The sequence below is a fragment of the Citricoccus muralis genome (genome assembly GCF_003386075.1).
Lineage (GTDB): Bacteria > Actinomycetota > Actinomycetes > Actinomycetales > Micrococcaceae > Citricoccus > Citricoccus muralis.
Map to the genome: position 1 here is coordinate 1,624,349 of NZ_QREH01000001.1, position 13,326 is coordinate 1,637,674.

Below are 13,326 nucleotides of genomic sequence, written 5' to 3' on the forward strand. Positions count from 1 at the left end.
GGAGCTTCAAGTCCGATTGACCACAAGGGGTGTCGCGATGGGCCAGGAGCCGGAGCCGTCGAGATCGCTGGCGTCCCATGGAGCGGGGCCGCAGGGCGCAGCCCCGGCGATCGCCGTGTCCACCGTCATCTTCGCGCTGCGGCCGGAAGGTGATGCCGCTGGTTCCAGGCCGTCACTGTGGACTCCGTTCGTGCTGCGCACGCGTGAACCGCATCTGGACCGCTGGGCCCTGCCCGGGGGATGGCTTCCGGCAGGCGAGGAACTGGAGTCGGCCGCCGCCCGCACCCTGGGCGAGACGACCGGGCTGCATCCCAGCTATCTCGAGCAGCTCTACACCTTCGGTGGGGTGGACCGCTCCCCCACCGGCCGCGTGGTGTCCGTGGTCTACTCCGCGCTGGTCCGCACGGACGAGGTGGAACAGGCCGCCCCCGGGGAGAATGTCCGGTGGTTCCGCGCCGACCGGCTGCCCCGGCTCGCCTTCGACCACAACACGATCGTCGACTACGCCCTGGAGCGCCTGCGCACCAAGGTCGAGTATGCGCACATCGCCCACTCCTTCCTCGGCGAGACCTTCACCCTCGCCCAGCTCCGGTCCGTGCACGAGGCGGTGCTCGGGCAAGAGCTCGACGCCGCGAACTTCCGCCGCTCGGTGGCCGCCTCCACCGACATCGTGGCCACCGGTGAGCTGATGGCCGGCACACCGCACCGGCCACCCAAGCTCTACCGCTACCAGACACACGCCACCCGGCACCGTGACATCCAACCCGAGAATCCCACCGCAGAAAGGGTCCGACCATGACGGCCCATTCCATCACCGTCCGCCAGCCCTCCCCCGCAGAGGCGCCCCCCTCAGTCGGGCCTCCGATCGACGCCTCCGTGGACCGGACCCTGAAGCTCATCGCCGCCGGTTCCGCCAGCGGGTCTTCCTGCGCACCCGCCTTGGACTCCGCACCCTGGATGCTCGACGCCGGCCCCGCCGGTTCGCTGCCCGAGCCCGGCTATGGCCCCGGGGCCTCGCAAGACGATCCCCTGCCGGGGGCGGCACCCCGCCAGGGCGAATTGCCGGCCTCCTACCGGGAGGCCACCGAGGAGGAACTACACGAGCGCATCCGCTCGGCCAAGACAGAGCTCGGTGACCGCGTGGTGGTGTTGGGCCACTTCTACCAGCGTGATGAAGTGGTGGCCCATGCCGATTTCGTGGGCGATTCCTTCCAGTTGGCCAAGGCCGCGCGCACCCGTCCCCGGGCCGAGGCGATCGTCTTCTGCGGCGTGCACTTCATGGCCGAAACCGCCGATCTGCTCTCCACGCCCGAACAGTCCGTGATCCTGCCCAACCTCGCCGCGGGCTGTTCCATGGCGGACATGGCCGACCTCGATTCCGTCACGGACTGCTGGGAGCAGTTGGAGGAGATCTACGGGACCGCACCGGACGCTGCGGGCAGGGCGCCGGTCATCCCGGTGACCTACATGAACTCCTCCGCGGCGCTCAAGGGCTTCGTGGGCCGTCACGGCGGGATCGTCTGCACGTCCTCGAACGCGGCACAGGTGCTGGAGTGGGCCTTCGAGCGTGGCCAGCGCGTGTTGTTCTTCCCGGACCAGCACCTCGGCCGCAACACCGCGAAGGCGATGGGCATCCCCCTGGAGCAGATGCCCCTGTGGAATCCGCGCAAACCACTGGGCGGCAGCACCGAGGAAGAGTTGATGCAGGCCACTGTGCTGCTGTGGCACGGCTTCTGCTCGGTCCACAAGCGCTTCACGGTCGCCCAGATCGAGAAGGCCCGTGCCGATTTCCCCGACGTGCACGTGATGGTGCACCCGGAATGCCCCATGCCCGTGGTGGACGCCGCCGATTCCTCGGGGTCCACGGACTTCATCGTCAAAGCCATCGAGGCGGCTCCGGCCGGGTCCACCTTCGCCATCGGCACGGAGATCAACCTGGTCCAGCGGCTCGCCGCGCAATACCCGCAGCACACGATCTTCTGCCTGGACCCGGTGATCTGCCCGTGCTCCACCATGTACCGCATCCATCCCGGCTATCTGGCCTGGGCACTGGAATCACTCCTGGACGGCGAGATCGTCAACCAGATCACCGTGTCCGAGGACGTGGCCGAGCCGGCCCGCCTGGCCCTGGAACGGATGCTGTCCGTGGTTCCGGCCGGGGCGGGGCGATGACGGACCTCCGGCACATCGATGCCCTCGTCACCGCAGCCCTCGACGAGGATGCCCCCTGGGGTGACCTGACGTCCGAGGCCCTCATCCCGGTGGATGCCACGCTCGAAGCTCGGCTGGTGGCCCGCGAGCCGGGGGTGTTCAGCGGATCCGAGGTGTTCGCGGCGGCCTTCCGGCTCGTGGATCCGCGGATCCGCGTCCAACTGCTGGCCTCCGACGGCGAGCGCTTCGAGTCCGGCGACGTACTGGCCGAGATCGCCGGTCCGGCCCGCGGCATCCTCCGGGCAGAACGGATCGGACTGAATTTCGTCCAGCGCATGTCCGGCATCGCCACGCAGACCGCCCGCTTCGTGGCCACCGTGGCCGGCACCGGGGCGCGGATCGTGGACACCCGCAAGACCACCCCCGGGTTGCGTCTGCTGGAACGTCAAGCCGTGCGCGACGGCGGTGGGCGCAACCACCGCTCGACGCTCTCGGACGCGGTCATGGTCAAGGACAATCACCTGGCGGCGGTAGCCGGGGCCGGGCTGTCCGTCACCGAGGCGCTGGTGCAGATGCGTGCCCGTCTTCCGCACACCGCCCATGTGGAGGTCGAGGTGGATCGCCTGGACCAGATCCCGGCCGTCCTGGCGGCCGGGGTGGACACCGTGATGCTGGACAACTTCACCCTCGACGGGTTGCGCCAGGGTGTGGCCCTGATCGGTGGCGCTGCCCTCGTGGAGGCCAGCGGCGGGGTGGACCTGGATTCCGTGGCCGGGATCGCGGCCACCGGGGTGGACGTCATCTCCGTCGGCGCACTGACACACTCGGTCCGATCCCTGGACCTGGGACTGGACGTCGCTCCGGGCGATGCCGCGCGCGAGCCGGCCACCGCGCCATGATCTACGCGGACCATGCCGCCACCACGCCGGTGCGTCGGGAGGCGTTGGAGGCCATGTGGCCGTATCTGACGGGGCAGTTCGGCAACCCCTCCAGCCATCACACGGTGGGTGAGGCGGCAGCTGCAGGGCTGGAGGCGGCCCGGGCCTCCATCGCCCAGGCCCTGGGGGTCCGCGCCGGTGATCTGGTATTCACCGGCAGCGGGACGGAGGCGGACAACCTGGCCATCAAGGGGATCGCCCTCGGCCGTCCCCGCGGGCGTCACCTCATCACCAGTCCGCTCGAGCACGAGGCCGTCCTGGCCTCCGCCGACCACCTCGCCCGCCTCCACGGCTTCGAGGTCGAGTACCTCACGCCCAATCGGGACGGTCTCGTGTCCGCCGACCAGCTGGCCGGACTGATCCGGTCCGACACCACCCTGGTGTCCGTGCAGTACGCCAACAACGAGATCGGCACCATCCAGCCCCTGGCCGACCTGGCGCAGGTGACACGGGCCGCCGGGGTGCCCTTCCACACCGACGCCGTCCAAGCCGCCGGGTGGCTGCCCCTGAACGTGGTCGCGCTCGGCGTCGATGCCCTGAGCCTGTCAGGGCACAAGCTTGGCGCTCCCAAGGGCATCGGCCTGCTCTGGGTCCGCGGGCGATTCCCCCTGGAGCCGGTGCTGCACGGTGGTGGCCAGGAACGGGGCCGGCGCAGTGGCACCCAGAACGTGCCCGGAGCTGTGGCCCTGGCCGCCGCCCTCACCGCTGCCGAGGCCGAACGCGAGGCGGTCTCCACACGGTTGACCGAGCTCCGCGCCCGGTTCGCCTCCACCGTGCTGGACCAGGTGCCGGGCGCCCAGCTGACCGGCTCTGCGGACCTGCGCCTGCCGGCGTCGGCGTCCTTCGTCTTCGATGGGACCGGGGGCGAAGCCGTCCTGCTGGAACTGGAACGCCGGGGCATCCTCTGCTCCTCGGGATCGGCCTGTGCGGCCGGTTCGGACGAACCCTCCCACGTCCTGACAGCGCTGGGATTACCGGACGATCTGGCCCGGACCGCCGTACGGTTCACCTTCGGGCCCGAGACCACGGAGGCCGAAGCCGAGGGGGCCGCCCGCGCGGTGGTCGAGTCCGTGGCGGCCATCCGCGGACTCTCGCACCGGCTCACGAGCTGAGGCTCCGTCAGCACTCTCCGTCAGCACTCTCCAGCAGGCGTCCAGCAGCACCTCCGGTCAGCGATCTGTCAGCCCTTTCCGGCCGGGATGAGCCTCCCGTAGCGTGTCGCGCACCACGGGCCGCCCCGGCTCGGGAGCGATGAATGGAGAACACCATGGCCAACAACGTCTACAACGTGACCGAACTCGTCGGCACCTCCCCCGACGGCATCGACGCCGCTGTCGCCAATGCCGTCACTGAGGCCGGCAAGACCCTGCGGAACCTCGACTGGTTCGAGGTCCAGTCGGTGCGCGGTCACCTCTCGGACGGCAAGGTCGCCGACTGGCAGGTCACCCTCAAGATCGGTTTCCGTCACGAGGGCTGACGCCTAACCCTGCCGCATGGTCGCTGATGGTGCGCGCGAGATCGATGTCCCGGCTGGTGATGCCGCCGACGTCGTGGCTGGACAGCGTCACGGCCACCTCGGGATAGGTGAGGGTCAGGTCCGGATGGTGGTCGGCCTCTTCCGCGGAGGCACCGATGCGGTTCACGAATTCCAGGCCGGTGGTGAATCTCTTGGTGGCGAACCGCGCCGTCAGGGTCTCCTCCACCAGGTTCCAGCCGGTGAGGCCGGCCTCGGCGATCTCGGACGGGGTCAGTTTCTGCTTCGGATCACTCATGGACCCATCCTGCCGCCGGCCCGGGCTGAGATCCACCTCTGGCCGGTCAGCGGCCGGAACACTGGAGCCAGAGCCAGAGCCAGCGCCAGCCCGGGCCTCTCCTGAGCCGCGGCACCAGGAAAGTGCCCTACCGTGGTGGCATGCTCCAACGCCTCACCGCCCGTGCATTCTGGACGTTCAGCCGCTGGAAGCTGGTCTCCGAGCCCGCGCCGGACCGACCCACCGTGCTCATCGGTGCGCCACACACCTCCAACTGGGACTTCGCGTTCATGCTCGCCATCACCTGGCAACTGGGCATCGAGGTGCGCTGGCTCGGAAAGAAGAGCTTGTTCCACGGCTGGCGCGGACCGATCATGCGCCGCCTCGGCGGCATCCCCGTGGACCGTACGGATCCCGGCCGTGTCGTCTCCGAGGTGGTCGAACGGGTGCGGTCCGGGGAGGTCTTCGGCCTGGTGGTCACTCCGGACGGCACCCGCGGGGCGCATGCGCACTGGAAGTCAGGTTTCCATCGCATCGCCCTCGAGACGGGAATGCCGGTGACCCTCGGCTTCGTGGATCGCACGACGAGGACCACCGGCCTGGGTCCGACCTTCGAGCTGACCGGGCACATCGGCACCGATATGGACCGCATCCGCGCGTTCTACGCGGACAAGGCCGGATTCCATCCCGCACTGCGCGTGGAACCGCGGCTGCGTGAGGAAGACGAAACCGCCTGACCACCAGGGCACGTCCCGCCGGATTCCATCTCCCCTCAGTTCGGGTTCCGTCTCCCCTACGTTGCAGCGCCAACGGCCCCGGTCCGGCACACTCGTGGTGTGGACGATCTGCATATACCTCCGGGCCCCGGCGCGCCCCGCTGCCTCACCGTGCCGGCGGGAGAGCTGCTCGAGCAGTTCTCCCATGCGTCCGGCCCCGGCGGCCAGGGGGTCAACACCACCGACTCCCGCGTGCAGCTCAGCCTGGACCTCGCCACGACCACGGCCCTGAGCGATCTTCAGCGCGAACGTGCGCTCGAACGGCTCGCCGGGAAGCTCACGGGCACCGTCCTCACCATCAGCGCGGCGGAACACCGTTCCCAGCGGCGCAACCGCACGGCAGCACGGCAACGCCTCGCTGCTCTGCTGCGCGAGGCCTTGGTCCCGGCGATTGCACGGAAACCAACCCGGCCCACTCGAGGCTCACAGCGGCGCCGAATCGAGGCCAAACGCCAGCGCGCCGAGACCAAGCGCCACCGCAGGCGCCCCGACCGTGATTGATCATCCACTCCCGACCAAGAATCCGCCCCTGGAGATGAGCTCCGATGTCCGTGCCACTTGATCTCGGCTATCCCTTTGCCGGCCGGTGGCTGGTGCAGAACAGCCCGGCGAATCGGGTGCCAAGTCACGGCACCGCGCAGTTCGGCCTCTCCCACGCGATCGATTTCGTCCCGGTGGACGACGCCGGCCGATCAGCCCCGTACAGGCTCACCTCGTTCCTGCGGCCGGAACCGGCCGCGATCTTCCCGGGGTTCGGCCGCCCGCTGACGGCCCCGGTCGACGGCGTGGTGGTCGGTGTGCACGGCGACGAGCCGGACCACCGATCACACCGGGGCCTCCCGTCGATCGGATACGCCGTGACCCAGCGGAGGCGCCTGGGTGCCGGGTGGCTGGGGTTGAGCGGCAACCACGTGCTCATCGAGACGCGTGGAGCCGACGGCGAGGTGGCCGTCGTCGTGCTCTGCCATCTCCAGCAGGGCAGTCCTGTGGTCAGGCTGGGACAGTCCGTCAGGCGGGGAGAGGCTCTCGGACGGTGCGGGAACTCCGGGAACAGCACCGAACCGCACGTGCATGTCCACGCCGTGGACGGGCGGGACATCAGCCGGGCCAGGGCCGTGCCGATCTCGTTCCACGGCAGCCTCCCCCGCAATGGTGAGATCGTGGACGCTGGCCAGTGAGCCTCAGGTAGGGGTTATAGCGTGGCGGTCAGCGTTCCGTGACCCGGCCTACGTCCACGTTCCACCGTCGGTCGGTCCGGACCGCGGAGAGCATCCTCCGGTCGTGCGTGACCAGCAGCAGCGCGCCGTCGTAGGACTCGAGGGCCTGTTCGAGCTGCTCGATGGCTTCCAGGTCCAGATGGTTCGTCGGCTCGTCCAGGACCAGCAGGTTGACCCCGCGGGCCTGGAGCAGGGCCAAACCGGCACGCGTGCGCTCCCCCGGTGAGAGTTCGTCGACCGGACGGTTCACATGCTCGGCCCGCAGTCCGAACTTGGCCAGGAGCGTTCGCACCTCCGCGGCAGACTGGTCCGGGACGAGCGCCTCGACGGTGGTGGCGAGCGGCTGTGGACCCGCCAGCAGGGACCGGGCCTGGTCGACCTCCCCGATCCGCACACTCGCCCCCAAGCTCGCGGAGCCTTCCTCCGGTAACTGGTGGCCGAGCAGTCCTCGCAACAGCGTCGACTTCCCGGCGCCATTCGGCCCGGTGATGCCGATGCGCTCCCCCGCATTCACTTGGAGCGAGACCGGCCCGAGCGTGAAGGTCCCCTGCCTGAAGACCGCCGCACTGAGCGTCGAGACCACGGAGCTCGATCGGGGCGCCGCACCGATGGTGAACTCGAGCCTCCACTCCTTGCGCGGTTCCGCGACCTCCTCGAGCCGCGCGATCCGGCTCTCCATCTGCCGCACCTTCTGCGCCTGCTTCTCACTGGACTCCGTGGAGGCCTTGCGCCGGATCTTGTCATTGTCCGGCGCCTTCCGCATGGCATTGCGCACGCCCTGGCTCGACCACTCCCGCTGGGTCCTGGCCCGTGCGACGAGGTCTGCCTTCTGGCCGGCGAACTCCTCGTACTGCTCTCGCAGATGCCGGCGGATTGTCGCGCGCTCCTCCAGGTAGGAGTCGTACCCGCCGCCGTACACGCGATTCGAGTTCTGTACCAGATCGAGTTCGAGCACCCTGGTCACGCTGCGCGCCAGGAACTCGCGGTCGTGACTGACCAGGACCACGCCGCCGCGGAGACCGCGCACGAAGGCCTCGAGCCGTTCCAGTCCATCCAGATCCAGGTCGTTGGTGGGCTCGTCCAGCAGCACGATGTCGAAACGGGACAGCAACAGGGCGGCCAGGCCGACGCGGGCCGCCTGCCCTCCGGACAAGGAAGTCATCAATGCCTGCTCAGTGGCATCGCCGGCGTCGAGTCCGAGGTCCGCCAGCACCAGGGGAAGCCGCTCATCAAGGTCGGCCGCGCCGCTGGCCAGCCAGCGATCCAACGCCGATGAGTACGTGTCCGCAGCCGCCTCAGCGTCCGCCGGGTCTGCGAGGGCCTCGGCCGCCGCGTCCATCTCCCGAGTCGCCTCGGCGCAACCGGTGCGGCGGGCGATGTAATCGGCAACGGTCTCTCCGATCACCCGCTCATGTTCCTGGGGCAGCCACCCAACGAAAGCGTCTGTGGGTGCCAGTGACACCGTGCCCGCATGCGGCTGATGGACGCCGGAGAGCATCTTCAGCAACGTCGACTTTCCGGCCCCGTTCGCGCCCACCACCCCGAGCACGTCACCGGGGGCGACGGTCAGGTCCAGCGAGTCGAAGAGCGTGCGGTGGCCATAGCCGCCGGCCAGACCCGTGGCCACCAGTGTTGCGGTCATTCGTGACTCCTCTGTGCGGGCGGCTGCCGAGCGGCCCGGGAAGGCAACGCCACCTCCAGTGTCCACCACGTGCGGTGGAAGAAGTTCAGTCCTGGACGCGAATGACGATCTTGCCCTGACTCTCACCCGCGCGGCTGAGGCGGTAGGCCTCGGGCAGCTGCTCCAGGGGCAGGGTCCGGTCGATGTCCACCGTGAGATCCCCGGACTGCACCAGGCTCAACAGCTCGGCCAGTCCGGCCCCGTCGGGCCGGACCCACAGCCACCGCCCGCCGTGCTCCAGGACGGCCGGATCGGCGATCGAGACGTGCCGGCCGCCGTCGTTCAAGACCGACAGGGTGCTCTCCAGCACTCCACCGACGAAGTCAGCCACGGCGTCCACGCCCTTCGGCGCGGCGTCCCGCACGCGATCGACCAGCCCATCACCGTATTCCAGCGGGATGACCCCGATGCGGCGCAGCTTCTCGAAGTTCTCGGGTGAGCAGGTGCCCAGCACCGTCGCGCCGGTGCGGACGGCCAGCTGGGAGGCGAGGTAGCCGACGCCACCGGATGCCGCGTGCAGCAGGACGATGTCCTGGTCCGTGAGATCCAGGGCGTTGACGGTACGCCGGGCCGTCAGGCCGGTGAGGGGCAGCGCGGCGGCCACGTCGTCCGAGACACCCTCCGGGATCCGGGCCGCGAACTCCACCGGGATTGTCACGTACTCCGCACTGGTCCCGCCCTCGTTGACCATCTTGCGGGCATACGCGGCCACGCGGTCCCCGACGGCAAACTCCGGGGTGTCCGGACCGACCTGCTCCACGGTCCCTGCCACGTCCCACCCGGGAATGGCGGGGAACTTCGTCTCCAGCATCGCGTCCAGACCACCGGACACGACCTTCCAGTCCACTGGGTTCACCGAGGAGCGCGTCACACGCACCATGAGCTGACTCGGGCCGACTGTGGGCTTGGGGCGCTCGGTCAGTTCGAGGACGTTCTCGTCGCCGTACTTCGCATAGGACATTGCTTTCATGCCCGGTGCAACAGCCCGGAGCCGCGGATGTATTCCGGGACGTGCCACGAGTCACCGCTCTGTTCTCCACTCGCCACCGTTACCGCCCGATCACGATGCATCCCACGGATGTGCGCTCAAGGCGACGCGCAGCGTTGAGCGCAACGTGTCCACCGCCGCGGCCATCGTCGCGGACCCGACGTCCTGGAAGGAGCCCATGCCGCCGGCGTAGAGCGCCAACGCCTGCTGGGCACTCTGCCGGAGCTCATTGGCACTCGTGACTTCTGCGAATAGCCCCTCGAGCCATGCCGCGGTGGAAGCGCGCCGCGCATCTCCGTCCGTCGCGCACGCGTCACGCAACTGCTCGACGGCGCGACGCACGTCATCGAGTCGCGACTGCCAGCGAGCCACGTCCATTTCGTCAGAACTCTCGATGGTTGACCTCTTTTGTCATGTGAGAATCACGACGTCCTCGGCTGTGTCTCGGTACTGATCACGGAATCATTCTGGCATCCGCACGGTCACCTGATTCACGCATGGAACCGGAACTCCACCACATCGCCGGACGCGGCAACCTCCTGCCACGACGCGATCACATCAGCCATCTCGATGAGCAGATCCCGCCGAGGACGAACGCGGTTCTGCGATCGTAGTCAGCGCGAGGCGGACGGCCACCGTACTTGAGCGCCAGGGCATTATCCCGGGCGAGCGCCTGGAAGTCTGCGGACGTGAAGTCGTGAACCAGGACGCCTGCGGAATGCCCTTGCGCGACAAGGTCGTCATGGAAAGTCGTCCCGGCATCACACAGGGCGAGTAAAGGCTCGGAATCGCGGTACTCCCGCAGCAGAACATCATTGACTGCTGGAAGTCGATACTGCAGATCCCGGAGCGCGCCGATGTAGATGCGGATCCGCTCTCGGACCTCGACGACGGATTGCGCATCATCGATGACAGCCCGCAGCTCCGCCGCGACGACGTCGTCGATGACGGCATCGATCAGCCCGACTCTCCCGCCGAGACGGTTGAAGATGGTCGCCTTGCTCACGTTGGCTGCCGCGGCGATCTCCTCGAGCGGCGCGGAGAACCCCCGCTCCCGGAACACCTGAACCGCCGCATGCAGGATCCGATCGACGTTTCGGCGAGCATCCGCACGGAGAGCTGGCCCACCTAGGGAATCGGACACGACGCTGGCTCCTTCCGGATCGACGACTAACTTGATCTTATCAGTCAAGTTAGTGCAGGATGGATCACCAGAAAGTTGACCACGAGAGTCAACTTCAAGGTGACCGCTCACCTGGCGCTCGGGCAAAGCAGCACGCCAGATCACCGCACGCCGACTTGCCGCCCTGTCGGCAATCCGCAGGCGAGAATCGACTCCTCGACTGCGTCGATGGAAAGGTGGACCGCTCCCGTGTTCGCAGCGACGATCACGGCGACGCTCGTCTTGCCGACCCCGGGCAGACCGGAGACCACGACGAGGCGTCCGGTCACGCGACTGCCAGCGGCGTGATCGCAGCGACCTTGTCGCGCAGCGCCCGGCGCTCCAGGCGCAGCTCGTAGTTCGACTGCAGATTCATCCAGAGCTCCTCGGACGTCCCGAAGTATCGCGCCAGACGGATCGCCGTGTCAGCGGTGATTCCCCGCTTGCCGTGCACGATCTCGTTGATCCGGCGCGGCGGCACCCCGATGGACACGGCAAGCTTGTTCTGCGTGATCCCGAAGCCCTCGATGAAATCCTCCATCAGGATCTCTCCCGGGTGGATCGGCTCGATCAGGTCGCGCTCAGTGGTAGTCGACGAGTTCGACATTGTCCGCACCTCCCTCTCTCCAGACGAAGCAGAGACGCCATTGCGCGTTGACGCGGATGCTGTACTGCCCGCGTCGGTCGCCGACCAGCAGCTCCAGGCGGTTGCCAGGCGGGACCCGGAGGTCCTCGACATCCTTCGCCGCATGGATCAACTCGAGCTTCCGCAAGGTCGCCCGCTGCACCGTCCGGTCAACGCGCTTGACGTACTGCTCATGCCAGACGCGCTCGGTGTCCTTGCTGCCGAACGATCTGATCACGACACCAGTTTATAACGGACACCGTCATTAACGCTAGACGTTAAACCGGAACTCCACCACGTCGCCGTCCTGCATGACGTACTCCTTGCCCTCCATGCGCACCTTGCCGGCGGCCTTGGCGTCGGACATGGACCCGGTGGCCACCAGGTCGCCAAAGGAGACGATCTCGGCCTTGATGAACCCGCGCTCGAAGTCGGTGTGGATGACGCCAGCGGCCTTCGGGGCGGTGTCGCCCTTCCGGATGGTCCAGGCGCGGGCCTCTTTGGGTCCGGCGGTGAGATAGGTCTGCAGGCCGAGGGTGTGGAAACCGGTGCGGGCGAGCTGGTCCAGGCCGGACTCATCCTGACCGTTCATCTCCAGCATCTCGCGGGCCTCCTCCTCGTCCAGCTCCACGAGGTCGGACTCCAGCTTGGCATCGAGGAACACGGCATCGGCAGGCGCCACCAGGTCGCGCAGCTCCTGCTTCTTGGCCTCGTCACCCAGCACGCCGTCGTCGGCATTGAAGACGTAGATGAACGGCTTCGCGGTCAGCAGACTGACCTCCCGGAGGCGATCCATGTCCAGCTTCTCGGAGTCGATCGCCGAGTAGATGGTGTCCCCGCGTTCGAGCACGGTCTGGGCGGCCTGCAGGGCCTCGAGTTCGGCGGCCTCGCGCTTCTTGCCCTTGACTTCCTTCTCGACGCGCGGGATCGCCTTCTCGAGGGTCTGCAGGTCCGCGAGGATCAGCTCGGTGTTGATGGTCTCCATATCCGAGGCGGGGTTGATCTTCCCGTCCACGTGGATGACATCCGGATCGTCGAAGGCGCGGACCACCTGGGCGATCGCGTCCGACTCCCGGATGTTGGCCAGGAACTGGTTGCCCAGTCCCTCCCCCTCGGAGGCGCCCTTGACGATGCCGGCGATGTCCACGAAGGAGACGGTGGCCGGCAGGATCTTCTGCGAGCCGAAGATCCCCGCGAGGGTGTCCAGCCGTTCGTCCGGGAGATTCACCACCCCGACGTTGGGTTCAATCGTGGCGAACGGGTAGTTCGCCGCGAGAACGGTCTGGCGGGTGAGTGCATTGAAGAGGGTGGACTTGCCAACGTTGGGCAGGCCGACGATTCCGATAGAGAGAGCCACGGTTGTCCATGGTACCGGTGACCGATAGCGTCGAGCGCGTGACTGACCAACCAGAACAGACCACCAACCCAACCACCGACCCCGCGGGCGTCCCCGGCCCCGTGGTGAATGGAGAAAATGGGGAAGGCGGAAACACCGCCGACTCGACGACGGACCCGAACCTGGTCGCCGCCGGAACCCCGCTGCCCGAGGGGCAGCCCCAGCCGCCTTCTGAGCGCATCTCCCCCCTCGTCTTCCTGGCCATCGAGCAGGCGCTCGAGTTCGCCTCCGAGGGATCCGACGCCGTGGCGCCGTTCCTGCTGGGCTACATCGATGAGGAGCAGAAGGGCATGTGGAAGCTGCCCGGTGCCGACGAGGACCAGATGCGGGCGCAGGTCGCCCAACTGGAGCCCCGCCCGGAGATGGCCGTCTCCGTGTTCGACGCCCGCCTCGAGGTCGAGGGCCAGCCGCACGACGCCTTCGTGCTCGAGGCCTTCGACAACGCCGAGGCCGTCTCGGCCACCGTCATCCAGCTGTACTCCCCCGCCGATGCCACCGGTGGGGCCGAGGCCGTCGGCGCCCCGCAGCTGTTCTCCAATGGAGAGAACATCCTGCGCGCCTGATCCCTCCTGATCGTCGTCAGGGCGTGAGTAGTCAGGGCTTGAGTCGTCAGTTAGCGTGCCGAATAGACGCCCCATCGG

At 68.1% G+C, this 13,326-nt stretch carries 18 protein-coding genes; 9 read left to right on the forward strand and 9 right to left on the reverse strand.

The annotated features are described in order from the left end of the window. The first annotated feature begins 37 nt into the window (after positions 1 to 37). The 5 genes from C8E99_RS07110 to C8E99_RS07130 all read left to right on the forward strand — a co-directional run bounded on the left by C8E99_RS07110 (position 38) and on the right by C8E99_RS07130 (position 4,566). Complete coding sequence (locus C8E99_RS07110; protein WP_115931698.1) at positions 38 to 799, forward strand: NUDIX hydrolase; 762 nt, start codon at positions 38 to 40, stop codon at positions 797 to 799. Then, positions 796 to 2,172, forward strand: coding sequence for a quinolinate synthase NadA (gene nadA / locus C8E99_RS07115; protein ID WP_170144548.1), 1,377 nt, complete (start codon positions 796 to 798; stop codon positions 2,170 to 2,172). Before C8E99_RS07110 ends, nadA begins: the two co-directional genes overlap by 4 nt. After that, positions 2,169 to 3,050 (forward strand): carboxylating nicotinate-nucleotide diphosphorylase, encoded by an 882-nt coding sequence (gene nadC / locus C8E99_RS07120; RefSeq protein WP_115931699.1) that lies wholly within the window; start codon positions 2,169 to 2,171, stop codon positions 3,048 to 3,050. Before nadA ends, nadC begins: the two co-directional genes overlap by 4 nt. Continuing rightward, positions 3,047 to 4,201: a cysteine desulfurase family protein gene (locus C8E99_RS07125; RefSeq protein ID WP_115931700.1), complete on the forward strand. Its 1,155-nt coding sequence runs from the start codon at positions 3,047 to 3,049 to the stop codon at positions 4,199 to 4,201. Before nadC ends, C8E99_RS07125 begins: the two co-directional genes overlap by 4 nt. 155 nt (positions 4,202 to 4,356) lie before the next feature. Further along, entirely contained in the window at positions 4,357 to 4,566 is a 210-nt protein-coding gene (locus C8E99_RS07130; RefSeq protein WP_115931701.1) for a dodecin, read from the forward strand. Here C8E99_RS07130 and C8E99_RS07135 read toward each other — a convergent pair. Further along, a complete protein-coding gene (locus C8E99_RS07135) occupies positions 4,538 to 4,861 on the reverse strand; it encodes a 4a-hydroxytetrahydrobiopterin dehydratase (protein ID WP_115931702.1) in 324 nt (107 codons plus the stop codon). The genes C8E99_RS07130 and C8E99_RS07135 overlap by 29 nt on opposite strands. Positions 4,862 to 5,001: 140 nt before the next feature. On the opposite strand from C8E99_RS07135, the gene C8E99_RS07140 reads away from it, so the two are divergent. From C8E99_RS07140 to C8E99_RS07150, 3 genes are all read left to right on the forward strand, one after another. After that, a complete protein-coding gene (locus C8E99_RS07140) occupies positions 5,002 to 5,577 on the forward strand; it encodes a 1-acyl-sn-glycerol-3-phosphate acyltransferase (RefSeq protein WP_115931703.1) in 576 nt (191 codons plus the stop codon). Positions 5,578 to 5,676: 99 nt separating this feature from the next. Next, on the forward strand, positions 5,677 to 6,117 hold the full coding sequence (arfB, locus tag C8E99_RS07145) for an alternative ribosome rescue aminoacyl-tRNA hydrolase ArfB (RefSeq protein WP_115931704.1): 441 nt from the start codon (positions 5,677 to 5,679) through the stop codon (positions 6,115 to 6,117). Positions 6,118 to 6,161: 44 nt separating this feature from the next. Then, positions 6,162 to 6,794, forward strand: a complete 633-nt coding sequence (locus C8E99_RS07150) for a M23 family metallopeptidase (protein WP_115931705.1) — start codon at positions 6,162 to 6,164, stop codon at positions 6,792 to 6,794. A 28-nt stretch (positions 6,795 to 6,822) separates the two neighbouring features. Here C8E99_RS07150 and C8E99_RS07155 read toward each other — a convergent pair whose 3' ends face one another. The 8 genes from C8E99_RS07155 to ychF form a co-directional block, all read right to left on the reverse strand. Further along, a complete protein-coding gene (locus tag C8E99_RS07155) occupies positions 6,823 to 8,475 on the reverse strand; it encodes an ABC-F family ATP-binding cassette domain-containing protein (RefSeq protein WP_115931706.1) in 1,653 nt (550 codons plus the stop codon). 85 nt (positions 8,476 to 8,560) lie between these two features. Next, positions 8,561 to 9,484 (reverse strand): NADP-dependent oxidoreductase, encoded by a 924-nt coding sequence (locus tag C8E99_RS07160; RefSeq protein ID WP_211308996.1) that lies wholly within the window; start codon positions 9,482 to 9,484, stop codon positions 8,561 to 8,563. A 90-nt stretch (positions 9,485 to 9,574) separates the two neighbouring features. After that, positions 9,575 to 9,880, reverse strand: coding sequence for a DUF6966 domain-containing protein (locus C8E99_RS07165; protein WP_115931708.1), 306 nt, complete (start codon positions 9,878 to 9,880; stop codon positions 9,575 to 9,577). Between the two features lie 175 nt (positions 9,881 to 10,055). Then, positions 10,056 to 10,694: a TetR/AcrR family transcriptional regulator gene (locus C8E99_RS07170; RefSeq protein WP_245952148.1), complete on the reverse strand. Its 639-nt coding sequence runs from the start codon at positions 10,692 to 10,694 to the stop codon at positions 10,056 to 10,058. A gap of 92 nt (positions 10,695 to 10,786) precedes the next feature. Continuing rightward, positions 10,787 to 10,954, reverse strand: a complete 168-nt coding sequence (locus tag C8E99_RS15755) for an AAA family ATPase (protein ID WP_147301192.1) — start codon at positions 10,952 to 10,954, stop codon at positions 10,787 to 10,789. After that, positions 10,951 to 11,271 carry a HigA family addiction module antitoxin gene (locus tag C8E99_RS07175; protein ID WP_115931710.1) on the reverse strand — a complete coding sequence of 107 codons (321 nt, stop codon included), beginning with the start codon at positions 11,269 to 11,271 and terminating at the stop codon, positions 10,951 to 10,953. The genes C8E99_RS15755 and C8E99_RS07175 overlap by 4 nt, the downstream gene beginning before the upstream one ends. Beyond that, positions 11,246 to 11,527 (reverse strand): type II toxin-antitoxin system RelE/ParE family toxin, encoded by a 282-nt coding sequence (locus C8E99_RS07180; RefSeq protein WP_115931711.1) that lies wholly within the window; start codon positions 11,525 to 11,527, stop codon positions 11,246 to 11,248. The genes C8E99_RS07175 and C8E99_RS07180 overlap by 26 nt, the downstream gene beginning before the upstream one ends. Before the next feature lie 33 nt (positions 11,528 to 11,560). Next, positions 11,561 to 12,646 carry a redox-regulated ATPase YchF gene (gene ychF, locus C8E99_RS07185; RefSeq protein WP_115931712.1) on the reverse strand — a complete coding sequence of 362 codons (1,086 nt, stop codon included), beginning with the start codon at positions 12,644 to 12,646 and terminating at the stop codon, positions 11,561 to 11,563. 38 nt (positions 12,647 to 12,684) lie between these two features. On the opposite strand from ychF, the gene C8E99_RS07190 reads away from it, so the two are divergent. Continuing rightward, entirely contained in the window at positions 12,685 to 13,248 is a 564-nt protein-coding gene (locus C8E99_RS07190; protein WP_147301193.1) for a hypothetical protein, read from the forward strand. Positions 13,249 to 13,326 lie beyond the last annotated feature (78 nt).

Coding starts and splice junctions, on each gene's coding strand:
- C8E99_RS07135 (WP_115931702.1), bottom strand. CDS start 4,861: ATGAGTGATCCGAAGCAGAAACTGACCCCGTCCGAGATCGCCGAGGCC.
- C8E99_RS07125 (WP_115931700.1), top strand. CDS start 3,047: ATGATCTACGCGGACCATGCCGCCACCACGCCGGTGCGTCGGGAGGCG.
- C8E99_RS07165 (WP_115931708.1), bottom strand. CDS start 9,880: ATGGACGTGGCTCGCTGGCAGTCGCGACTCGATGACGTGCGTCGCGCC.
- C8E99_RS07155 (WP_115931706.1), bottom strand. CDS start 8,475: ATGACCGCAACACTGGTGGCCACGGGTCTGGCCGGCGGCTATGGCCAC.
- C8E99_RS07175 (WP_115931710.1), bottom strand. CDS start 11,271: ATGTCGAACTCGTCGACTACCACTGAGCGCGACCTGATCGAGCCGATC.
- C8E99_RS07160 (WP_211308996.1), bottom strand. CDS start 9,484: ATGAAAGCAATGTCCTATGCGAAGTACGGCGACGAGAACGTCCTCGAA.
- C8E99_RS07150 (WP_115931705.1), top strand. CDS start 6,162: ATGTCCGTGCCACTTGATCTCGGCTATCCCTTTGCCGGCCGGTGGCTG.
- nadC (WP_115931699.1), top strand. CDS start 2,169: ATGACGGACCTCCGGCACATCGATGCCCTCGTCACCGCAGCCCTCGAC.
- C8E99_RS07110 (WP_115931698.1), top strand. CDS start 38: ATGGGCCAGGAGCCGGAGCCGTCGAGATCGCTGGCGTCCCATGGAGCG.
- nadA (WP_170144548.1), top strand. CDS start 796: ATGACGGCCCATTCCATCACCGTCCGCCAGCCCTCCCCCGCAGAGGCG.
- C8E99_RS07130 (WP_115931701.1), top strand. CDS start 4,357: ATGGCCAACAACGTCTACAACGTGACCGAACTCGTCGGCACCTCCCCC.
- C8E99_RS07140 (WP_115931703.1), top strand. CDS start 5,002: ATGCTCCAACGCCTCACCGCCCGTGCATTCTGGACGTTCAGCCGCTGG.